This window comes from Janthinobacterium sp. SUN026, assembly GCF_030397625.1.
GTDB classification, from domain to species: domain Bacteria; phylum Pseudomonadota; class Gammaproteobacteria; order Burkholderiales; family Burkholderiaceae_D; genus Janthinobacterium; species Janthinobacterium kumbetense.
The window spans coordinates 187,832-208,692 of the sequence record NZ_JAPQNU010000003.1 but is presented as its reverse complement, the minus strand read 5'-3'; the positions used below and the strand labels follow the sequence as shown (position 1 = coordinate 208,692).

Here is a 20,861-nt window from a genome sequence, read left to right as displayed (position 1 = left end):
ATGATCTGGAACAAATCCCGCCGCGCGCTGGCCGTGCTGCTCGCCGCCATGGCCGCCCTACAAGGCTGCACCGACAAGGCAGCCACGACGCCGCCATCGCCTGCCGCCTCCGCGCCACCGCAGGCGTTTGCGCCCATCACCATCGAGCACAAGCTGGGCACGACGGTGCTCAAGCAGCGTCCCCAGAGGGTAGCCGTGCTCGACATGAACGAAGTCGATTTCCTCGACCAGCTGGGCGTGCCCGTGGCCGGCATGGTGAAGGATTACGTGCCGCATTTCCTCACCCGCTACAAGGAAGACCAGGGCATCCGCGACCTGGGCGCCATCGTGCAGCCGAATCTCGAGCATATCCACGCGCTCCAGCCCGATTTGATACTGATGACGTCGATCCAGGCCAACCATTACAAGGAACTGAGCCAGATCGCGCCCACCTTGCATTTCGACGTGGATTACCAGAACAGTGAGAGCAAGCACATCGAGGTGGTCAAGCAACACTTGCTGACACTGGGACGCATCTTTGGCAAGGAAGACATTGCCAACCGGAAAGCCGCGGAGCTCGACGCGAAGGTGGCGGATGCGCGCAAGGTGACGCAGGAGCGTCCCGAGAAGGCGCTCATCGTGCTGCATAACAACGGCGCCTTCAGTTCCTTTGGCGTGCGGTCGCGCTACGGTTTTGTTTTCGATGCGCTGGGCGTGAAGCCTGCCAGCTCGGCCATCGAGGCGGGCTTGCATGGCCAGCCCATTTCCAGCGAATTCATCCAGCAAGCCAATCCCGACATCATCTATGTGGTGGACCGCACGGCCGTGATGGAACACCGTCCCGTCATGACGGCCGAACAGATGGCCAATCCGCTGTTGCGCCAGACGAATGCCTGGAAGAACGGCCGCGTGGTCTTCGTCGATGCGGACGCCTGGTACATCACGGCGGCCAGCGTGACGTCTCTGAAGCGGGTGATCGACGACGTGCTCAAGGGTTATCAGTGAGATAAATTATTTTCGTAATGAGTCGTATTTGCATTGAGGGTTTTGCCTTTTCGTTCGGGAGATAGGGTGAGAACAAGCAATCATCCCTTCTGAAAGGATTTACTTTATGACCCAACGCATGGCAACCCGCCATCTTCCCGCCTTGAACCTGAGCCGTATCGCCACCGCCGTGCAACTGGCGCTCATCACGGGCTTGACCGTGGGGGCGCTGGGCGTGGCGGCCCCGCCAGCCTATGCGCAAGCGGGGGCGGGCCAGGCCCGGCAAGCGTTCAGCGTGCCGGCCGGTACGCTGGGCCTGGCGCTCAACACTTTCGCGGCCGAGGCGGGCGTCGAATTGACGGTCGAGGCTAGCTTGCTGCAAGGCAAGAACAGCGCCGGCCTGTCCGGCAGCTACAGCGTGCCCGAAGGCTTTTACGAATTGCTGCGCGGCCATGGCTTGCAAGCCGTGCGCGAGGGCAATGGCAGCTACACGGTGCGCCGCGAACCGGCGCACAGCGCCGCCGCCGAAGCCGCCGCCACTATGCCGGCCGTAACGGTGTGGGGCAAGGGCAACAGCGTGACGGATGCCTATGCAGGCGGACAAGTGGCGTCCGGCGGCCGCGTGGGATTTCTTGGCGACAAGGATTTCATGGAAACGCCGTTCAACACCATCAGCTATACGGATAAATTCATCGAAGACCGGCAGGCGCGCGACATCACCGACGTGATTTCCGCCGCCGACCCTACGGTCTTCAGCAGCGGCATGACGGGCATCATCGGCGAGAATTACTCGATACGGGGCTTCAGCTCGAATATCGGCGATGTCGCGTTTGGCGGACTGTACGGCATCTCTCCCTATTACCGTACGTCGCCTGAAATGTTCGAGCGTATCGAGGTGCTGAAGGGGCCATCGGCCTTGCTCAACGGCATGCCACCGGGCGGTTCCGTGGGCGGCAGCATCAACCTCGTGCCCAAGCGCGCGGGCGATGCGCCGCTGGCGCGCGTGACGGCGTCGTACATGTCGGATTCGCAATGGGGAGGGCATATTGATCTGGGTCAACGTTTTGGCGAGAATCAGCAATTCGGCATCCGGGTCAACGGCGTCTACCGCGACGGCGACGGCGCCATCGACCACCAGAAAAAGAAGACCCGGCTCGTCTCGGTCGGCCTGGACTGGCGTGGCAATGGCGCGCGCCTGTCCGCCGATCTGTATCACAGCGAGGACCGCGCCGACGGCTTGAACCGGGGCGTCAACCTGGCCCCCGGCTTGCCCGTGCCGCGTCCGCCGAAAGCGGAAACCCTGCTCAATCCCAGCTGGGCGTTTTACGACACCAAGGACAAGGGCGCCATGCTGCGCGGCGAACTGGACTTGAACGCGCAAGTGATGGCGTACGCGGCCGTGGGCGCCAGCCGGGCCGACTACCAGTCGACGGGCGCGTATCTGATCCAGGTATTCAACACGGCCGGCGATTACCGCACCAACGTCGCCGACCTGGGCTTCGACGTGGAAAAACAGTCGGCCGAGGCGGGTTTGCGGGGCAAGTTGCGCACGGGTGACATCGGCCATCAATGGGCCGTCAACGCCACGTATTATCACCACACGGACAAGCAGTACGGCCGCCGCAATACCCTGGCGAAAGACTGGATCACGAATATCTACAATCCCGTCTGGGGCCCGGCGACGCGCTTCGATGCGCCGCAAATTTCCAAGGCGGAACTGCGCCTGGCCAGCTTTGGCCTGGTCGATACACTTTCCTTTGCGCAAGACACCGTGCAGCTGACGGTGGGCTTGCGCCGCCAGGAAGTGCTCAGCGATAACTTCAACATCAAGACGGGCGCGCGCACCTCGCGCTATGACGAAAGCGCCACCACGCCCGCCGTCGCCCTGCTGGTCAAGGCGAGCAAAACGGTCTCCCTGTACGGCAACTACATCGAAGGCTTGAGCCAGGGCGCCACGGCGCCGTTGACGGCCGCCAACTCGGGCGAGGTCTTTGCGCCGTACAAATCGAAGCAGGCGGAGCTTGGCGTCAAGGTCGACCTGGGCGAGTTCGCGCATACGGTCAGCGTGTATGAAATCAAGCGGCCCAGCAGCTATGTCGATCCCGTCAGCAATATCTTTTCCTTTGGCGGAGAACAACGCAACCGCGGCATCGACTGGGGCTTCTTCGGCTCGCCCCTGCGCGACGTGCGCCTGATGGGCGGCGTGGCGTATGTCGACCCGGTCTTGAGCAAGACCATGGGCGGCGCCAACCAGGGCAAGCAGGCGACGGGCGTGCCCAAGCTGCAAGCCAAGCTGGGCGTCGAGTGGGATACGCCCGCCATCCCTGGCGTGACCCTGACGGCGAACGCGACGGCGGCATCGAAGCAATACATCAATGCCGACAATTCGATGTCCGTGCCGGGCCGCACCGTGTTTGACCTGGGCGCCCGCTATGCGACGAAGGCGGCGGGTCGGCCCCTGACCGTGCGCGCCAGCGTGACGAACGTCGGCAACAGGGCGTACTGGGCGCTGCCGCAATGGACCAGCCTGGGCCTGGGTGCGCCGCGCACGGTCATGCTGTCGGCCACGACGGAGTTTTAAGCCGTCTAGCCGCTAGTCGTCCGGGCCACGCGCCAGGCTGCTGGAACGTTGCCACGTCCACATCAGGCCGATGCCGGCCGAGGTGCCGCTGTTCTGGCGCAGCAGGGGACTGGCGCGGTTGGCGGCGCCTGTGTAAGTGTCGTAGCGTACAAAGGCAAAGGCGCGCCAGTCCGGGTGTAGCCGGTACGAACCGCCCAGGCCCAGCCGCGTGAGCATCAGCCCGCTTTTTGCCGCATACGCGGGGCGCTGGCCGGTGGCAAACGCGGGACTGACGCCATACAAGTAATCGTTGATGGCGGCATTGCCCAGCACGGCGCCCAGGCTGGCATCCACATGCCATGCCTGCTGCCCGTCTTGCAGCGCGAAGACGAGGCGCGGCTCGAAGGTGGTGCCTTGGCGGCGCAGGCCGCCGCGCGCTTCGATGACGGCGCGCAAGGGCAGCTCCAGCCCCAGGCGGCTGTGCTGCGTCGGCTCGGCCAGCCTGATTTTCAGGCGCGGGCCAAATTCCACCAGGGTACCCAGGTCCGGCATGCCGCGCCGGGCCGGCACGTCGCTGGACCTGGCCGGCAGGGACAGGGCAAAACCGATGTCGAAATCGAATCGCTCCGTATTGAACAGGCGCGCACCCACGCCGGAGCGGTCGGCGCGCAAGACTTTCCCACGATAAATCAGATAGGGCAGGGCCAGGCTGCGCGTCGAGCGTTCGCTGGCGCCCGGATAGGCGGGCGTGACGGCCGTGCCGCCAAACACGCCCGCTTCCCATAAGGGCAGCGGTGCTTCGACGGCGCGCGCCGGCGCCATGGCGGCGAGGAGGCTGGAGGCGGCCAGCAAGGGGCGTGCGATATTCATCGAGCAACTCCGCAAGGTTTGCCCGCCGGCAGCGATTCCAGGTCGGCAAAGGCGCCCAGTGCCCACGATTGATGAAACTCCAGTTCATTGCGCACGGCCAAGGCTTCCGCCGCCTTGCCCTGGCGTTCATACAGATCGATCAGCGCCTTGTAGCCGAGGGCGCTCGATTGTTTGCTGCGTTTCGCCAGCGCGATGGCCTGGCGGAAATGAAATTCGGCCGCATCGTAGCGGCAGGCCCCGCTGGCGGCGCGTCCCGCCTGGTGGTGCAGCCGTGCTTGCCAAGCGAGATCGCCGTGGCCCAGTTCGACATTCCCGACGGCGTCCGCGTAGTTGCGCATGGCTTGTGTCCAGTCGCCCTGGCTGGCCGCTTCTCGCCCCCATTGTTCCTGTTGCGCCGCCGTGCGCAGTTCGATTTGCGTGGCGCAGGCATTGAGCGCCATCAAGACGAGCGGCAGCAGGAGGCAAGACCGGATGGGCGGCAGTGTGGACATGGCGCCACTGTAGCGCAAGGGAAGGCGCGCACGTTTGCGCGATACGCATGAATTCGGGATTTGCCCCGGCATGGATGACATATAATTTGCACACGACTTTGTTATTTTTGACAGTACACCTCACGGGAGCACCATGTTTTCACGCAAATTCCATTCTTGTGCACAGCTGATGCTGGCTACCATGCTGATGGGCTTTATCGCCGCTTCCCCCGCGCGCGCGCAGCAGGCGGCCGTCAAATTGCCGAATGTGGTGATCCTGGCCACGGGCGGCACCATCGCCGGCAGCGGCGCCGACAGCACCACCACCGTCGGCTACACCTCGGCCACCGTGGGTGTCGAGCGCCTGATCGCGGCCGTGCCGGAATTGAAAAAAGTGGCGAACGTGAAAGGCGAGCAAGTGTTCCAGATCGCCAGCGAAAGCATGGGCAATAGCCACTGGCTGGCCCTGGCCAAGCGCATCAACGTGCTGCTGGCCTCGAGCGATGTCGATGGCGTGGTCGTCACGCACGGCACCGACACCATCGAGGAAACGGCGTATTTCCTGAATCTGACCGTGAAGAGCCATAAACCGGTGGTGGTGGTGGGCGCCATGCGTCCGTCGACGGCCATCTCGGCTGACGGCCCCATCAACCTGTACAACGCCGTGATGCTGGCGGGCAGCAAGGAAGCCGTGGGCAAGGGCGTCTTGGTGGCCTTGAACGACCAGATCAACGCCGCGCGCGAAGTGACCAAAACCAACACCTCGACCACCGACACCTTCAAGTCGCCGGAACTGGGCATGCTCGGCTACATCCAGGGCAGCAAGGCCTTTTTCTACCGCCAGTCGACGCGCAAGCACACGCTGGAGTCGGAATTTGACATCAGCAAGCTCGATGCCTTGCCGCAAGTGGACATCGTCTACGGCTACGCCAACATGAACCGCGTCGGCATGGACGCCTTCATCGCCGCCGGCGCCAAGGGCATCATCCACGCGGGCGTGGGCGACGGCAGCGTGGCCGCGCAAATGAAGCCGGCCCTGGTGGAAGCGCGCCAGAAGGGCGTGCTGATCGTGCGTTCGAGCCGCGTTGGCCAGGGCATCGTGGCGCGCAATGGCGAAGCCAACGACGATGAACTCGACAGTGTCGTATCCGATACCCTGAACCCGCAAAAAGCCCGCATCCTGCTGATGCTGGCCTTGACCAAAACCAATAGTACGCAAGAAATCCAGCGTATTTTCTACACGTATTGATCGCCGTCACGCCGGCCCGGCCACTGCGGCTGGGCTTGGCGGATTTACGCTTGCCCGCTTTGCTGCCATACTTCGTTTTTGAATAACTTCCTGGCTGAAGCAGCAACACTGTTCCTTCTCCCCTGTCCATGGCTATCCTGTCCGACATCATCCTGTATCCGATCAAATCGTGCGCCGGCATCCATTTGCGCGAGGCGGTCCTGACGCGCTCAGGGCTGATGAGCGAGCACGTGTTCGACCGTGAATGGATGGTGGTGGACGAGCACGGCCGCTTCCTGACGCAGCGCGAACATCCGCGCATGGCGCTGATCGTGCCGTCCATCAAGGCCACCACCCTGGAATTACGCGCGCCGGGCATGTTGCGGCTGGAAATCGAGCTGGGCTTGCCGCATCCGCAACTGGCGCCCATGCTGGACGTGCAAGTGTGGGACGATACTGTGCGCGCCTACGATTGCGACGACGTCACGGCCACCTGGTTTACCAACGCCGTCGGCGTGCCGTGCCGCCTGGTGCGCTTTCACCCGGACGTGGTGCGCGCCACTAGCACGAAGTGGACGGATGGCGTGGCCGCCTCGACCATGTTTGCCGATGGCTATCCGGTGCTGATCGCCGGCAGCGCCTCGCTAGCCGACGTCAATGACAAGCTGCGCGCCGCCGGCCGCGAGGCCTTGCCGATGAACCGTTTCCGTCCCAATCTCGTCATCGGCGATATCGGCGCCTTCGAGGAAGACTACGCCGACTTCCTGCAATTCGGCGCGACCGTGTTAAAACCCGTCAAGCCGTGCTCGCGCTGCCCGATTCCGTCGGTGGACCAGGCCACGGGTGTGCCCGGACCGGACCCGCTCGACGTCATGCATGGCTACCGCGCCAAGCCCGAGCTTGACGGCGCCATCTGCTTCGGCATGAACGCCATCGTTACCGAAGGCGGCGATGAGCGTATCGTAGTGGGGCAGGACATCGGTTTCGAACTGGCATTTTAAGCATGGCGCCCGCACAGAAGGGTTTAAGGTTTCTATGAATCAAGCAATACCGCCGGACCCGCGCATTGCCAGCCTCGAAGCCGAAAACCAGGCCTTGCGGGCGCGCATGGCTTTCCTGTTGGAACAGGTCGAGCGCAACCACGACATCATGTGCCGCCACCAGGCGTTCGACCTGGAAATCGTCGGCGCGTCCACGTTTCCCGAACTGATCGGCACCATTTTCCGCACCTTGCCCGTGATTTCCGACCTCGACGGCGTCACTTTGAGCCTGCTCGACGAGGATGACGATATCGTGCTGGTGATGGAAAAGCTGGGCGTCGATTTCAGCGCCTTCCCGCAGTTGCTGTTCGTGCATGCCGTGGCGGAGCTGGGTTTTGCCCCGTCGGCGCCCGTGGCCGAAGGCGAAGCGGCCTTGCCGCCGCTGCCGCTGCTGGGCGCCTTCGATGCCGCCGTGCATGGCCCGCGTTTCCCGGGCATCGACTCGCCCCTGCGCAGCGTGGCGCTGGTGCCCTTGCTGCGCAACAAGCGCCTGATTGGCAGCCTGAACCTGGCCAGCAGCGACGTGACGCGCTTTACGCCCGTGCTGGGCACGGATTTCATCAAGCACATGGCTTCCATCATCGCCATTTGCCTGGAAAACGTGATCAGCAATGAAATGCTGAAATACATCGGCTTGACCGATTCCTTGACGGGCGTCTACAACCGCCGTTATATCGACCGCCGGCTGCTGGAAGAAATCGCCCGCGCGCGGCGCCAGAATTATTGCATTTCATGCATGTATATCGATATCGACCATTTCAAGCTGGTCAATGACACCTATGGCCACCAGGGCGGCGATGAAGTGCTGCGCGAAGTGGCCACGCGCATCCGCACGGAATTGCGCCGCTCCGATGCGCTGGGCCGCTTCGGCGGCGAGGAATTCGTCGTGCTGCTGATCGACGCCGACCTCGACAGTGCGACGTTCGTTGCCGAACGCATCCGCGCCAGCATCGCCGGCACCATGTTCGACTTGCCGGGCAGCGCGCAAGCGTGGGTCAGCGTCTCGATCGGCGTGGCCAGCCTGGAAGCGGACGCGGCGCTGCTGCCGATCGAAACGGTGGCGCAGCAGCTGGTGGCGCACGCCGACCAGGCCCTGTACCAGGCCAAGGCCGATGGCCGCAACAAGGTCATCAGCTGGCAGGCACAACCTAGCTAATTATTTCAATAGCAATGTTTCCGCCTTGGCCACGGCGTCGGCCGTGCCGCGCAGCACCACCACGTCGCCGCTGGCCAGCTGCGTCTCGGGGGTGACGTCGAGGCGGCCGCGGCCGCGGCGGATGGCTGTGACAAACGCGCCGCAGCCGGCCACGTCGATCGCACTCAAGGGCAAGTCCACGCAATGCGCACCGTCGCTGACGGTGACCGTATGCAGGCGTTCCAGCTCGGCATCGTCGCCCGCGTCGCTGGAACCGTGGAAATAGCCGCGCAGCGAGGCATAACGCTCCTCGCGCGCGGCCTGCACCCGGTGAACCACGCGGCGCAGGGGCACGCCCATCATGATCAGCGCGTGCGAAGCGAGCATCAGGCTGCCTTCCATCAATTCCGGCACCACTTCGGCCGCGCCTGCCTTCTTCAGCTGGTCGAGGTCGGTATCGTCGTGGCTGCGCACGATGACGGGCAAGGTGGGCGCCATTTCGTTGAGTAAATGCAATAATTTCAGTGCCGAAGGCGTGTTGGCATACGTGATCACCACGGCGCTGGCCCGGTAGATACCGGCCGCCACCAGGCTTTCGCGCCGGCCCGCGTCGCCATACGACACGTGGGCGCCGGCCAGCTGCGCTTCCTGCACCCGTTCCGGGTCCAGGTCCAGCGCGTGGTATTCGATCTTTTCTTCCGCCAGCAGGGTGGCCAGGCTTTGCCCGCTGCGTCCGAAGCCGGCAATCAGCACGTGTTTCTGCGACGCCATGGTGCGCGTGGCGATCTTCGTCAACGCCAAGGATTGCATCATCCAGTCGTTGGCCGCCAGTTTCATGACGATGGCGTCGGACTTGGCGATGAGGAAGGGCGCCACCAGCATCGACAGCACCATCGACGCCAGCACCACCTGCACGACGAACGGGTCCATCAGCTTGATGCCGCCGGCCAGGTTCAGCAGCACGAAGCCGAATTCGCCCGCCTGCGCCAGGCCCAGCCCCGTGCGCAAGGCCACGCCGTTGCTGGAGCCGAACAGCCGGGCCAGGCCCGCGATCAGGGCGAATTTCAGCAGCACGGGGCCGCACAGCAAGAGCAGCACGAGCCACCAGTTGTCGAGCACCACGCGGATATTGAGCAGCATGCCGACGGTGATGAAGAATAGGCCCAGCAGCACGTCGCGGAAAGGCTTGATATCCTCTTCCACCTGGTGCTTGAATTCCGTCTCGGAAATGAGCATGCCGGCAACAAAGGCCCCCAGGGCCAGCGACAAGCCTGCCCGTTCCGTGATCCACGCCGCCCCCAGGGTAATCAGCAGCAGGTTGAGCATGAACAACTCTTGCGAGCGGCGCTTGGCGACGATGGTCAGCCAGCCGCGCACCATCTTCTGGCCGATGAACAGCAGCAAAATGAGCACGACGAGGGCCTTGCCGCCGGCCCAGGCCAGGGTTTCGGCCAGGTTGTCCGAATCGCGGGTGAGGGCGGGAATCAGGATCAGCAGGGGCACGACGGCCAGGTCCTGGAACAGCAGGATACCGATGATCTTGCGGCCGTGTTCGCTTTCCAGTTCCAGCCGCTCCGTGAGCATTTTCGAGACGATGGCCGTCGACGACATGGCCAGCGCGCCGCCCAGGGCGAAGGCGGCTTGCCAGCTCAGGTGGATGTAGGCGGACAGGTAACGGGCGACAAACCAGCCGAAGACGACGGTGGCGATGATGGTGGTGACCACCTGCGCCATGCCGAGGCCGAAGACGATGCGCCGCATGGCGAGGAATTTGGGAAGAGAAAATTCGAGCCCGATGGAAAACATCAGGAAGACGACGCCGAACTCGGCCAAGGTGTGGCTAGCCTCGTTTTCCGCCGCCAGGCCCAGCGCGTGGGGGCCGATGACGATGCCGACGGCCAGGTAGCCCAGCATGGGCGGCAAATGCAACATTCTGAAAGCGACCACGCCCAGCACGGCGCTGCCGAGTAACATCAGGGTCAGTTCAAGCGAGGAAAACATGGGTTGCCCGGTACGGTCAATGGAAATCGTTGTTTGTTGTGACTGGCAAGTTTTTTGCTTTCCTAATTCGTTTATACTTTGGGCATGAGTGTAACCCATGAAAAAACAATGCTGAAAGCTTTTGATCGAATTGACATGCAAGCGACGACCGAGCGCGCTGTCGCGCTGGCCCGCACCACCTTGCAGATCGAGTCCGACGCCATCGTTGCGCTGCATGCGCGCCTGGCCACGGACGACAGCGTGGGCCGCGCCGTGGCGATGTTGCTGCAATGCAAGGGACGTGTCGTCGTCTCCGGCATCGGCAAATCCGGTCACATCGCGCGCAAGATTGCCGCCACCCTCGCTTCCACCGGCACGCCGGCCCTGTTCGTGCATCCGGCCGAAGCGGCCCATGGCGACTTGGGCATGGTCACCTCGGACGATGCTTTTATTGCAATATCGTACTCCGGCGAATCGTCGGAATTGATGGCCATCATGCCCGTCGTCAAGCGCATGGGCGGCGTGCTGATTTCCATGACGGGCAAGCCCAATTCGAGCCTGGCGCAATTGGCCGACGTGCACCTGGATATTTCTGTTGAGAAAGAAGCCTGTCCGCTGAACCTGGCGCCGACGGCCAGCACCACCGTCACCCTGGCCCTGGGCGACGCGATCGCCGTGGCCTTGCTCGACTTGCGCGGCTTCAAGGAAGAAGATTTCGCCCGCTCACATCCGGGCGGCGCCCTGGGTCGCCGTTTGCTCACGCACGTGCATGACGTCATGCGCAGCGGCGAACGCGTACCCAAGGTGCCCGTGGACGCTTCCTTGCTGCAGGCGCTGGAGGAAATGACGAAGAAAGGCATGGGCATGACGGCCGTCGTCGACGCGGACAACCGTCCCGTGGGCGTGTTTACGGATGGCGATCTGCGCCGCATGTTCGAGCGCGTGCAGGATTTCACGCAAGTGGCGATCCGCGACGTCATGCATGCGCAGCCGCGCAGTATCGCGCCCGAACGCCTGGCCGTCGACGCCGTGGCCGTGATGGAGCAGTTCCGCATCAACCAGATGCTGGTCGTCGATGCCGACGGCAAGCTGGTGGGCGCGCTGCATATCCATGATCTGACGCAAGCGAAGGTGATCTGATGGACAGCGTAGCGGACAACCTGGCGCGGGCGGCCAAGGTCAAACTGATGATCTTTGACGTCGATGGCGTGCTCACCGACGGCAGCCTGCATTTCGGCCCGGACGGCGAGATGATGAAAACGTTTAATGTGTATGATGGCCTGGGCATCAAGCTGCTGCAGGAATCGGGCGTGCAGACGGCCATCATCAGCGCGCGCCGCTCGGCCATCACGGCGCGCCGCGCGCAAGACCTGGGCATTACCCATGTGCACCAGGGCGGCCACGACAAGCTGACGCCGTTTCGCGAATTGCTGGCGCTGACGGGCTTGACGGAAGAGCAATGCGGCTATATCGGCGACGACGTCATCGACGCGCCCATCCTGAAACGCGTGGGCTTTGCCGTCAGCGTGCCGGGCGGGCGTCCGGAGGCGCAGGGCCTGGCGCACCATGTGACGCAGGCAGGCGGCGGTCGCGGCGCGGTGCGCGAGATCTGCGAATTCCTGCTGCGCGCCCAGGACAACTATGCGCGCGTCATGGCGCCGTTCCTGGAGTGAGGCGCGCCGCCTCGCCAGTGACCTTTGAAAGAGTGAAGCCCTATGCGTAAGCCAGGAGGCGCCCATCGCTGGCGCATGATTTTTACCGTGCTGGGCGCGGTTGTCGTCGCGCTGGGCAGCTTTTGGCTGCTCGAGGTGATGAACAAGAATGGCCAGGACATCACTGCCAGCAAGCATCTGGATGAGCCCGACTATTTCATCACCAATTTCAGCCTGGTGCGCATGGATTTGACGGGCAAGCCCAGCTATATCGTGTCGGGCACCAAGCTCACGCATTATCCGCTGGACGACTCGTCCGATATCGACCAGCCCTTCGTGCGCAAGCTCACGCCAGGCATGCCGCCGATGAACATGAATGCGGAACTGGCGCATATCGACCAGGATAATACCCGGCTGCAACTGCACCGCAAGGTCGTGATCGACCGCGTGGCCAGTCCGAAGGCGCAGAACCTGACGGTCAAGACGGAAGCGCTGACGGTGTTTCCGGACGAGGAAAGAATGGAAACGGATGTGCCTGTCGATATCCTGACGGGCGCCTCGCGCATCAATGGCGTCGGCATGAAGGCGAATAACGCCACCGGCGTCGTGGAAGTGCAGAATGCGCTGCGCATGGTCCTCCCGCCGAAACCGCGCCCGGCCGCGGCGGCAAAATGACAGAATGAAACAAGGAAACCATATTATGAAGAACATCTTGCTGTTGACCGTATTTTCGCTGGCCATCATGGGCGTGGCGCATGCCGAGAAGGCCGATTCCGAGAAGGAAGCCGTCATCACGGCACGCAGCGGCCACGTCGATGACATCAAGCAGGTGCGCACCCTGACGGGTGACGTCGTGCTGGTCAAGGGTACCCTGACCATGAAGGCGGGCCGGGCCCTGATCACGGAAGATCCGCAAGGCTACCAGTTCATCACCTTCTGGGCCGATCCCGGCAAGCTCGCGACCTTCCGCCAGAAGCGCGATGGCGCGGGCGACCTGTGGGTCGAAGGCGAAGCGGAGCGCGTGGAATACGACAACAAGACGGAAGTGGTGAAACTGTTTTCCAGAGCCAAGCTGACGCGCCTGGAAGGCGCGAAAGTCACCGATGTGGCCAACGGCGCCTTCATCTCGTATGACAGCCGCAAGGAAGAATTTGCGATGGAAAATTCCAACAGCGGCACCAGCACTGCGGATGGCGGCAGCGTGCGCATGGTGATCCAGCCGAAGACCAAGGCGCCGGCAGCGGAGAAAGCGCCGGCCACGCCCGCGCCAGGAAAGAAATAATGGAAAATACACGTTGCGGCAGCACCCTGATCGTTCGCGGGCTGCAAAAAACCTATGGCAAGCGGCAAGTCGTGCATGATGTTTCGCTGCAAGTCGAATGCGGCGAAGTGGTCGGCTTGCTGGGCCCGAACGGCGCCGGCAAGACCACCTCGTTCTACATGATCGTCGGCCTGGTGCCGTCCGATGGCGGCAGCATCGATATCAGCGGCGTGGATATCTCCAGCCTGCCGATCCACCGCCGTGCGCAGATGGGCCTGTCCTACCTGCCGCAGGAAGCGTCCGTCTTCCGCAAGCTGACGGTGGAAGACAATATCCGCGCCGTGCTGGAAATCCAGACCGTCGAAGGCCGTCCGCTGACGAAGGCCGAGATCGAGGAACGGCTGGATAAATTGCTGGCCGACTTGCAGATTGAAAAGCTGCGCGAGAACCAGGCGCTGTCCCTGTCCGGTGGCGAACGCCGCCGCGTGGAAATCGCCCGCGCGCTGGCCACCGATCCTCGTTTCGTGCTGCTCGACGAGCCGTTCGCCGGCGTCGATCCGATCGCCGTGATCGAGATCCAGCGCATCGTGCGTTTCTTGAAGGAGCGCAATATCGGCGTGCTGATTACCGATCATAATGTGCGCGAGACGCTGGGTATTTGCGACCGTGCCTACATCATTAACCAGGGCTCGGTGCTGGCGTCGGGACGCCCCGACGACATCATCGCGAACGAGTCGGTACGCCGGGTCTATCTGGGCGAACACTTCCGCATGTAAGCCAATGAAACAATCATTGCAGCTGCGCACTTCGCAGCACCTGGCACTGACGCCGCAGTTGCAGCAATCGATACGCCTGTTGCAATTGTCTACCCTGGAATTGCACCAGGAATTAGAGCAATTGCTGACGGACAATCCCTTGCTCGAACGCCTCGACGATCCGCTCGACCGTTCGCTGCGCCTGCTGTCCGACGGGGCCTTGAGCTCCACGGCCGCACCGGCCGAAGGGCCGCCCCAGCCACCAGGCCAGGAGGCGCCCGCAGCGCCGGCCGAAGCGGAAGCGTTTGACGGCGAGGGTGGCGACAGCCCGGCCGCCGCGGATGGCGGCGACAGCGACTGGAGCGAGGCGAGCCGGGGCAAGGCGCCCGACGACGAAGATTCGCGTCCGCAATTGGAGGCTCATCACTGCACGCTGCGCGAACACCTGATGGAGCAGATGCGCGTGACGGTGCTCGAATTGCGCGACCGCGCGCTGGTCGAGCTGATCATCGACGCGCTCGACGACAATGGCTACCTGGAAGAGTCGCTCGACGACATCCTGGCGCGCCTGCCGGAAGAGCTGGAAATCGACGCCGACGAGATGCGCACGGCCTTGTCGCTGCTGCAAAGTTTCGATCCGCCGGGCGTGGGCGCGCGCAACGCGTCCGAATGCCTGGCCCTGCAAATCAAGCGCTTGCCGCACATCGCCATGGTGACGCGGCGCATGGCCCTCGTGATCGTGGAAAAGCACCTGGCCTGGTTTGCCCAGCGCGATTTCAACAAGCTGAAAAAAGCCCTCGATTGCGACGATGAAGACTTGCGCGAAGCGCAGACGGTGATTCGCCAGTGCAATCCGCATCCGGGCGCCGTGTTCGCCTCGGACGTCTCCGATTACGTGGTGCCCGACGTCGTCGTCAAGCGCGCGCGCAATGGCTGGCAAGTCACCCTGAACAACGACGTCATGCCGCGCCTGCGCGTCAACGCCATGTACGCCAACTTGCTCAAGCAGGGCAAGGGGGAGGGCGCCATGGGCGCACAGTTGCAGGAAGCCAAGTGGCTGATCAAGAATATGCGCCAGCGCTTCGACACGATCCTGCGTGTGGCGCAGGCGATAGTAGAAAGACAAAAGAACTTTTTCTCGCATGGGGCCGTTGCCATGCGCCCCCTTGTGCTCCGTGAAATAGCTGATACACTGGGTTTACACGAGAGTACTATCTCGCGGGTAACAACTCAAAAGTACATGCTGACCCCGCACGGCATGTTCGAGTTGAAATATTTCTTTGGTAGCCACGTCGCCACCGAAGCGGGGGGCGAAGCGTCATCGACGGCGATACGGGCATTGATCGTGCAACTGACAGGAGCAGAAGACCCTAAAAATCCTTTATCCGACAGTAAGATTGCGGACATGCTGGGGGAACAAGGCATGGTGATTGCGCGACGTACTGTTGCCAAATACCGGGAAGCATTAAAAATTCCGCCAGTGAGCCTGCGTAAGTGTTTGTAAGTTTTTTTCGGTTCCTCTGCGGGCCGGATAGGATGGACCGCACGAACCCGATCATCTTTAGGAGTGTGTATGAATCTCACCATCAGCGGACATCATCTCGAAGTGACACCAGCCATCCGTGAATACGTACAAACGAAGCTGGAGCGCGTGAAACGTCATTTCGATCAAGTCATCGATATCGCCGTGATTCTGACCGTGGATAACCTCAAAGAGAAAGAAAAACGTCAAAAGGCTGAAGTCAACCTGCGTTTGAGCGGCAAGACTGTCTATGTGGAAAGCTTGGCGCACGACCTGTACGCCGCGATCGATACCCTGATCGACAAGCTCGATAGGCAAGTGATGAAATACAAAACCAAAGTGCAAGGGCACGGTAAAGAGGCGATCAAGCATCTGCCAGACAACTCCGAGGAAGAAGCCGTCGTCGCCGTCTAAGGCCACCCGCTTCCAGCAGTTGTGATCAACTAAGGGCGCACATTGCGCCCTTTTTTGCGCCCAGCGGAACGCAATGTTCCCCGCGCAGGTATTAGAATATTCGCACTTTCACTTCTTTCTAGCCTGCCATGAGCGACTTCGTCCAGACTTCCATCCGCAACCGCACCGGGCACATCGTGCTCGACCGTCCGAAAGCCTTGAATTCCCTGTCGCTGGAGATGGTGCGCGCCCTGAGCGCGGCCCTGCTGGCCTGGCGCGACGATCCGCAGGTGGACGCCGTCGTGATCCGCTCCAGCAGCGATAAGGCCCTGTGCGCCGGTGGCGACATCCGTTTCTTTTACGATGCGGGTCTGGCCACGCCGCAAGGCGGCAGCGCCCTGCTGGAAGATTTCTTTACGGAAGAATATGCTTTAAATCATTTAATTCATTTCTACCCGAAACCGTATATCGCCGTGATGGATGGCGTGGTGATGGGCGGCGGCATGGGTGTGGCGCAAGCCGGGCCAGGCAACCGCTTGCGCATCGTGACGGGCCGCACGCGCATGGCCATGCCGGAAGTCAATATCGGCCTGTTTCCGGACGTGGGCGGCAGTTATTTCCTGTCCCGCTTGGCCGGCCAGCTGGGCCTGTACCTGGGCTTGACGGGCTTGACGATCAACGCGGCCGACGCCCTGTACACGGGCCTGGCCGATGTCTACCTGCCCGAAGCGCAGATGGGGGCGCTGCTGGACCTGTTTCAATCGACGCCGGGCGAGGCCTTGCCTGTGGCCATCAAGGCGCTGGCGGCGCCATTCCAGGCCGAGGCGGGGGTATCTCCCCTGGCCACGGCGCGCGCGGCGCTGGACCGCCATTTCAGCGCCGGTTCGGTGGCGGCCATCATGGCTTCGCTGGCGCAGGACGACGGCGCGTTCGCCGCCAAGGCGCTGGCGGCCATGCGCCTGCGTTCGCCCTTGATGATGTCGGTGACCCTGGAGTTGCTGCAGCGGGGCGCCCACCTGGGCGTGGCCGATTGCCTGCGCCTGGAGCGCACAGTCGTGCGCCACAATTTCGAACATGGCGAAGTGCTCGAGGGCGTGCGCGCGCTGGTGGTCGACAAGGATAATGCCCCTCGCTGGAACCCCGCCAGCCTGGACGAAGTCGACTCGGCCATGGTGGCTCACTTCTTTACGCCCGTCTGGCCGGCTGCGGCGCATCCGCTGCGCCACCTCGATTAACTAGCTGCGCTCGCGGTGGCGTAGAACCACGCGCTCGTTGGGGCCGAAATATTGCGCCAGCCGCTCCGCCATGTACACGGAGCGGTGCTGGCCGCCCGTGCAGCCGAGGGCTACCGTCAGGTAGCTGCGGTTGTCGGACTTGAATGACGGCAACCATTTCTCGATGAAGGCGCGGATGTCGGCCAGCAGTTCCAGCGCGCTGGGCTGCGCGTCGAGGAAGGCGATCACGGGCGCGTCGCGTCCGTCGAGGGGGCGCAAGGCCAGGTCGTAATAGGGGTTCGGCAAGGCCCGCACGTCGAAGACGAAATCGGCGTCCAGCGGCACGCCCAGCTTGAAGGCGAACGATTCGAAGAACAGGGTCAGCGGCGCGCGTTCGGAGGCGACGATATCCTTGATCCAGGCACGCAGCTTGTTGGCGCTCAGTTCCGAGGTGTCGATCACATGGCCCAGCTGTTCGATGGTCGACAGGCGTTCGCGCTCTTCCGAAATGCACTCGATCAGGGTGCGGCGGCTGGCCGGATTCTGGTTCGGACGCAATTCATGCGACAGCGGATGGCTGCGCCGCGTTTCCGAGAAGCGGGCCACCAGCGAATGCGTGGTGGCTGTCAGGAACATGACCTTGACGTCGTGCCCCTGGTCGCGCAGCAGGGCCACATTGTGCGGCAGGCTGGTCAGCGACTCGGCGCTGCGCGCATCGACGGCGACGGCCAGTTGCGGTGTACCTTCGTCGAGCAGGGTCTGCGCCAGGCTGGGCAGCAAGGCCGGTGGCAGGTTGTCGACACAATAGTAACCGGTATCTTCCAGCACATTGAGCGCGACGGATTTACCGGAGCCGGATATTCCGGTGATAAGGACGATATGCATAACCCGATCATACAATAAAGACCGGCGCTCCGCTCCCAAGGCAACTATCTTTACAAATTATTGCAATTTGGACTGTAGTATTGGTTAAACAAAAGAGGGCGTGCTTCTTGCAACGCTAGTCGCCACTCATGGCGAGTCGTTGGTGAAGCAGGGAATTCACGCAGCACTGCTGCGTGCCTGCGCAACGGTTCGCCCTTGCAAGGGCGAACTCCATTGCAGACTAGTCACCACTCATTGCTAATCTCTGCCGTTCCATGAACTCCTGCAGGGTATCGATGCCGCGCAGTTGCAAAATCGTATTGCGCACGGCCGCCTCCAGCAGCACGGCGATGTTGCGGCCGGCGGCGACGGGGATGACCACCTTGCGTACGGGCAAGCCCAGCACGTCTTCCGTGGGGAACAGGAAAGGCAGGCGCTCGACTTCTTCTTCCAGCGCGTTGCGGCGCACCAGGTGCACGATCAGCTTCAGGCGCATCTTGCGGCGCACGGCCGTTTCGCCAAAGATGGCCTTGATATCGAGCAAGCCCAGTCCCCGCACTTCCAGCAGGTTTTGCAGCAGGGGCGGGCAGCGGCCTTCGATCATGTTGGGCGCGATGCGCGAGAATTCGACGGCATCGTCGGCCACCAGGCCGTGGCTGCGCGAGATCAGTTCCAGTCCCAGCTCGCTCTTGCCCAGGCCCGAGTCGCCCGTGATCAGCACGCCCACGCCCAGCACGTCCATGAACACGCCATGCATGATGATGCGCTGCGCCAACTTTTTCGACAGGTAGACGCGCAGGAAGTCGATCACTTGCGCGGCCGGCAGCGGGGTGGAGAACAGGGGAATGTTTTGTTCGTCGCAGATGGCGAGGATGTCGGGCGGCGTTTCCAGCCCTTGCGCGATGATCAGCGCGGGCGGACCGCCGGCGATCAGTTCGCCGATCACGTGGGTGCGCGTGTTGACCTTCAGGCGTTGGTAATAATTGATTTCCTGGTGGCCGAAGACCTGGATGCGGCCCGGATGGATCAGGTTCAAGTGGCCCACCTGGTCGGCGGCCGACGAGACGTCGCCCGAGATCAGGCGCTCGCCGCCGGGGAAGCCGGCGAACCAGCCCAGTTGCAGACTTTCACGATTATCGTCGTACAGGCGTTGTATCGTCAGCGGCGTTTGCAACATGGCAGTCTTCTTCAGGAGTGGAGGAATACCTGAAGTTTAACCTGTCGCTTGCAGACTGGGTTGCCAATTGACGATGCGCGAATGCACGGATTTCGGTTCCGGATCCGTGGCCAAGGCCGTGCGGAAGGCGTCATCGGAAAACATTTCGGCGATTTCCGACAGGATTTCCAGATGTTGCTGGGTGACATGATCTGGAATCAGCAGGAAAAACAGCAGATTGACGGGCTTGCCATCGGGCGATTCGAATGGAATCGGCTCGGCCAGGCGCACGAAGGCGCCCAGGGGCGCTTTCAAGGTTTTGCTGCCCTTGACCCTGCCATGCGGCACGGCCACGCCATGACCCAGGCCGGTCGAGCCCAGGCGTTCGCGGGCAAACAGATTGTCCGAGACGGTAGAGCGGGCGATGCCGTAATTGTTTTCGAAGATCAGGCCGGCTTGCTCGAAGGCGCGCTTTTTACTGGAGACTTCCAGGTCCAGCAGGACGTTTTCGAGGGATAATATTTTGCTAAGATTAGTCATGACACTCAATGAAATGGTGCAATGCGCAGAGGGCTTGCGAGCCGAATTATAGGCCTGTTTCGGCGGCCTGTAACGCCAATTCTCAACAGTATACGCCCGCTGCGGGCGCAGTGGGCGCTACAGCCCACGTGGTCATCATTTTAGCAAAAAAATAACATCGGCGTGTATCGGCTATTTCTTGATTAAAAACACGCAGTGCGCCGGTTTTTCCGCCGCCGAATGCCGATTTTCCGATTTTTCAGCGTCTTTGACATGCTCTGCAGCACTACTGCAACGTTGTTTTAAAACACAGCCAACATTCCTGTTGGCATGGTTGCGGGGTGTTGTTTGGCGTTACTGGCGCGCGTTGCGCAGATTGCCCGGCATCGCTCCCGTGCTGAAGTTGCTGCGCCAAGGATTGATATCGAGGCCGCCGCGGCGCGTATAGCGCGCATACACGGACAGTTTTTGCGGCTTGCACTGACGCAAGATATCGACAAAGATGCGTTCCACGCATTGCTCGTGGAATTCATTGTGCTCGCGGAAACCGATCAGGTAGCGCAACAGGCTTTCCTGGTCGATCTGCGGTCCCGCATACTCGATCTGCACGCTGCCCCAGTCGGGCTGGCCCGTCACCAGGCAATTCGATTTCAACAGATGTGAGACGAGTTTTTCTTCCACCGGCGCTTCATCGAGCGCCGCCTTCAAGAGCAGCGGCGAGGGCGTGTATTGCGTGATTTCCAGGTCCAGGCGGTCGAGCAGCACGCCGTCGAATTCGCCCATTTTCAGCTTGCCGAAATCTTCCTGCAAAGTCAGTTCCACTTGCACGGGCGCGCCGAAACCCTTCGATAAGTCCTGCTTGAGCAGGGCCAGCAGCGCATCTGGGCTGTCCAGCCTGGTCTGGTTGAACGAATTCAGGTAGAGCTTGAACGATTTCGATTCGATGATGTTCGGCGAATCGGCCGGCGCGCTGACCTTGGCAATGGCCACTTGCGGCTTGCCGCGCTGGTTCAGCCACGACAGCTCATAGGCATTCCAGATATCGAGGCCGAAGAACGGTAATGTACCGCGCAATTCCAGCTCGTCGCGCTTGCCCTGGCGGGGAATGGGAAACAGCAGTTCCGGCGCGTAATCGGTGCGGTAGGCGGAGCTTTTGCCCAGCGGGGATTGTTCGGCGAGGTCGTTGGTGGTGGTCATGGTCGTGTGGCGTGAATTCAGTCAAGCACGCATGGTAGCCTAATTCTCCCGACGGCGAGTAGCCGCCGCCGGGAGGTGATGC

Annotated in this window: 20 protein-coding genes; 13 read left to right on the top strand and 7 right to left on the bottom strand. The window is 62.1% G+C overall.

Features of this window, described 5'->3' with window-relative positions; genetic code table 11:
• Both OX459_RS15655 and OX459_RS15650 read left to right on the top strand, forming a co-directional pair.
• Positions 1-984, top strand: coding sequence for a siderophore ABC transporter substrate-binding protein (locus OX459_RS15655; protein ID WP_289905737.1), 984 nt, complete (start codon positions 1-3; stop codon positions 982-984).
• 106 nt (positions 985-1,090) lie between these two features.
• Positions 1,091-3,544, top strand: a complete 2,454-nt coding sequence (locus OX459_RS15650) for a TonB-dependent receptor (protein WP_289905736.1) — start codon at positions 1,091-1,093, stop codon at positions 3,542-3,544.
• 12 nt (positions 3,545-3,556) lie between these two features.
• Here the strand turns inward: OX459_RS15650 and OX459_RS15645 are convergent, their stop codons facing one another.
• A complete protein-coding gene (locus tag OX459_RS15645; protein ID WP_289905735.1) occupies positions 3,557-4,393 on the bottom strand; it encodes a MipA/OmpV family protein in 837 nt (278 codons plus the stop codon).
• A complete protein-coding gene (locus OX459_RS15640) occupies positions 4,390-4,884 on the bottom strand; it encodes a hypothetical protein (RefSeq protein WP_289905734.1) in 495 nt (164 codons plus the stop codon). The genes OX459_RS15645 and OX459_RS15640 overlap by 4 nt, the downstream gene beginning before the upstream one ends.
• A 133-nt stretch (positions 4,885-5,017) precedes the next feature.
• Here OX459_RS15640 and OX459_RS15635 point away from each other — a divergent pair, with 133 nt between their 5' ends.
• The 3 genes from OX459_RS15635 (at position 5,018) to OX459_RS15625 (ending at position 8,287) form a co-directional block, all read left to right on the top strand.
• Positions 5,018-6,112: a type II asparaginase gene (locus OX459_RS15635; RefSeq protein ID WP_099665695.1), complete on the top strand. Its 1,095-nt coding sequence runs from the start codon at positions 5,018-5,020 to the stop codon at positions 6,110-6,112.
• 128 nt (positions 6,113-6,240) lie between these two features.
• On the top strand, positions 6,241-7,092 hold the full coding sequence (locus OX459_RS15630; protein WP_289905733.1) for an MOSC N-terminal beta barrel domain-containing protein: 852 nt from the start codon (positions 6,241-6,243) through the stop codon (positions 7,090-7,092).
• A gap of 34 nt (positions 7,093-7,126) precedes the next feature.
• The gene (locus tag OX459_RS15625; protein ID WP_289905732.1) at positions 7,127-8,287 is read left to right on the top strand and encodes a DUF484 family protein; all 1,161 of its coding nucleotides are present in this window, start codon (positions 7,127-7,129) and stop codon (positions 8,285-8,287) included.
• Here the strand turns inward: OX459_RS15625 and OX459_RS15620 are convergent, their stop codons facing one another.
• Complete coding sequence (locus OX459_RS15620) at positions 8,288-10,267, bottom strand: monovalent cation:proton antiporter family protein (protein WP_289905731.1); 1,980 nt, start codon at positions 10,265-10,267, stop codon at positions 8,288-8,290.
• A 108-nt stretch (positions 10,268-10,375) separates the two neighbouring features.
• On the opposite strand from OX459_RS15620, the gene OX459_RS15615 reads away from it, so the two are divergent.
• The 8 genes from OX459_RS15615 to OX459_RS15580 all read left to right on the top strand — a co-directional run bounded on the left by OX459_RS15615 (position 10,376) and on the right by OX459_RS15580 (position 17,064).
• Positions 10,376-11,386: a KpsF/GutQ family sugar-phosphate isomerase gene (locus tag OX459_RS15615; RefSeq protein ID WP_099665691.1), complete on the top strand. Its 1,011-nt coding sequence runs from the start codon at positions 10,376-10,378 to the stop codon at positions 11,384-11,386.
• The gene (locus tag OX459_RS15610) at positions 11,386-11,919 is read left to right on the top strand and encodes an HAD hydrolase family protein (RefSeq protein WP_077398943.1); all 534 of its coding nucleotides are present in this window, start codon (positions 11,386-11,388) and stop codon (positions 11,917-11,919) included. The genes OX459_RS15615 and OX459_RS15610 overlap by 1 nt, the downstream gene beginning before the upstream one ends.
• A gap of 42 nt (positions 11,920-11,961) precedes the next feature.
• Complete coding sequence (lptC, locus tag OX459_RS15605) at positions 11,962-12,573, top strand: LPS export ABC transporter periplasmic protein LptC (protein WP_289905730.1); 612 nt, start codon at positions 11,962-11,964, stop codon at positions 12,571-12,573.
• 25 nt (positions 12,574-12,598) lie between these two features.
• The gene (gene lptA, locus OX459_RS15600) at positions 12,599-13,180 is read left to right on the top strand and encodes a lipopolysaccharide transport periplasmic protein LptA (protein WP_077398947.1); all 582 of its coding nucleotides are present in this window, start codon (positions 12,599-12,601) and stop codon (positions 13,178-13,180) included.
• Positions 13,180-13,935: an LPS export ABC transporter ATP-binding protein gene (gene lptB, locus OX459_RS15595; protein ID WP_077398949.1), complete on the top strand. Its 756-nt coding sequence runs from the start codon at positions 13,180-13,182 to the stop codon at positions 13,933-13,935. The genes lptA and lptB overlap by 1 nt, the downstream gene beginning before the upstream one ends.
• A gap of 4 nt (positions 13,936-13,939) precedes the next feature.
• A complete protein-coding gene (locus tag OX459_RS15590; protein WP_289905729.1) occupies positions 13,940-15,418 on the top strand; it encodes an RNA polymerase factor sigma-54 in 1,479 nt (492 codons plus the stop codon).
• 69 nt (positions 15,419-15,487) lie between these two features.
• Positions 15,488-15,850 (top strand): ribosome-associated translation inhibitor RaiA, encoded by a 363-nt coding sequence (gene raiA / locus OX459_RS15585; protein ID WP_034778388.1) that lies wholly within the window; start codon positions 15,488-15,490, stop codon positions 15,848-15,850.
• 128 nt (positions 15,851-15,978) lie between these two features.
• On the top strand, positions 15,979-17,064 hold the full coding sequence (locus tag OX459_RS15580; RefSeq protein ID WP_289905728.1) for an enoyl-CoA hydratase/isomerase family protein: 1,086 nt from the start codon (positions 15,979-15,981) through the stop codon (positions 17,062-17,064).
• On the opposite strand, the gene rapZ is transcribed toward OX459_RS15580, so the two are convergent.
• The 4 genes from rapZ to queF all read right to left on the bottom strand — a co-directional run bounded on the left by rapZ (position 17,065) and on the right by queF (position 20,779).
• The gene (gene rapZ / locus OX459_RS15575; RefSeq protein WP_289905727.1) at positions 17,065-17,928 is read right to left on the bottom strand and encodes an RNase adapter RapZ; all 864 of its coding nucleotides are present in this window, start codon (positions 17,926-17,928) and stop codon (positions 17,065-17,067) included.
• Positions 17,929-18,148: 220 nt separating this feature from the next.
• Positions 18,149-19,084 (bottom strand): HPr(Ser) kinase/phosphatase, encoded by a 936-nt coding sequence (gene hprK, locus OX459_RS15570; RefSeq protein WP_034753337.1) that lies wholly within the window; start codon positions 19,082-19,084, stop codon positions 18,149-18,151.
• A gap of 36 nt (positions 19,085-19,120) precedes the next feature.
• Complete coding sequence (locus tag OX459_RS15565; protein ID WP_096233534.1) at positions 19,121-19,603, bottom strand: PTS sugar transporter subunit IIA; 483 nt, start codon at positions 19,601-19,603, stop codon at positions 19,121-19,123.
• A 333-nt stretch (positions 19,604-19,936) separates the two neighbouring features.
• Positions 19,937-20,779: an NADPH-dependent 7-cyano-7-deazaguanine reductase QueF gene (queF, locus tag OX459_RS15560; RefSeq protein WP_289905725.1), complete on the bottom strand. Its 843-nt coding sequence runs from the start codon at positions 20,777-20,779 to the stop codon at positions 19,937-19,939.
• Positions 20,780-20,861: the final 82 nt, after the last annotated feature.

Coding starts and splice junctions, on each gene's coding strand:
- lptB (WP_077398949.1), top strand. CDS start 13,180: ATGGAAAATACACGTTGCGGCAGCACCCTGATCGTTCGCGGGCTGCAA.
- OX459_RS15565 (WP_096233534.1), bottom strand. CDS start 19,603: ATGACTAATCTTAGCAAAATATTATCCCTCGAAAACGTCCTGCTGGAC.
- OX459_RS15640 (WP_289905734.1), bottom strand. CDS start 4,884: ATGTCCACACTGCCGCCCATCCGGTCTTGCCTCCTGCTGCCGCTCGTC.
- OX459_RS15650 (WP_289905736.1), top strand. CDS start 1,091: ATGACCCAACGCATGGCAACCCGCCATCTTCCCGCCTTGAACCTGAGC.
- OX459_RS15590 (WP_289905729.1), top strand. CDS start 13,940: ATGAAACAATCATTGCAGCTGCGCACTTCGCAGCACCTGGCACTGACG.
- queF (WP_289905725.1), bottom strand. CDS start 20,779: ATGACCACCACCAACGACCTCGCCGAACAATCCCCGCTGGGCAAAAGC.
- OX459_RS15630 (WP_289905733.1), top strand. CDS start 6,241: ATGGCTATCCTGTCCGACATCATCCTGTATCCGATCAAATCGTGCGCC.
- OX459_RS15625 (WP_289905732.1), top strand. CDS start 7,127: ATGAATCAAGCAATACCGCCGGACCCGCGCATTGCCAGCCTCGAAGCC.
- OX459_RS15620 (WP_289905731.1), bottom strand. CDS start 10,267: ATGTTTTCCTCGCTTGAACTGACCCTGATGTTACTCGGCAGCGCCGTG.
- lptC (WP_289905730.1), top strand. CDS start 11,962: ATGCGTAAGCCAGGAGGCGCCCATCGCTGGCGCATGATTTTTACCGTG.
- lptA (WP_077398947.1), top strand. CDS start 12,599: ATGAAGAACATCTTGCTGTTGACCGTATTTTCGCTGGCCATCATGGGC.
- hprK (WP_034753337.1), bottom strand. CDS start 19,084: ATGTTGCAAACGCCGCTGACGATACAACGCCTGTACGACGATAATCGT.
- OX459_RS15655 (WP_289905737.1), top strand. CDS start 1: ATGATCTGGAACAAATCCCGCCGCGCGCTGGCCGTGCTGCTCGCCGCC.
- OX459_RS15645 (WP_289905735.1), bottom strand. CDS start 4,393: ATGAATATCGCACGCCCCTTGCTGGCCGCCTCCAGCCTCCTCGCCGCC.
- OX459_RS15635 (WP_099665695.1), top strand. CDS start 5,018: ATGTTTTCACGCAAATTCCATTCTTGTGCACAGCTGATGCTGGCTACC.
- OX459_RS15610 (WP_077398943.1), top strand. CDS start 11,386: ATGGACAGCGTAGCGGACAACCTGGCGCGGGCGGCCAAGGTCAAACTG.
- rapZ (WP_289905727.1), bottom strand. CDS start 17,928: ATGCATATCGTCCTTATCACCGGAATATCCGGCTCCGGTAAATCCGTC.
- OX459_RS15580 (WP_289905728.1), top strand. CDS start 15,979: ATGAGCGACTTCGTCCAGACTTCCATCCGCAACCGCACCGGGCACATC.
- OX459_RS15615 (WP_099665691.1), top strand. CDS start 10,376: ATGCTGAAAGCTTTTGATCGAATTGACATGCAAGCGACGACCGAGCGC.
- raiA (WP_034778388.1), top strand. CDS start 15,488: ATGAATCTCACCATCAGCGGACATCATCTCGAAGTGACACCAGCCATC.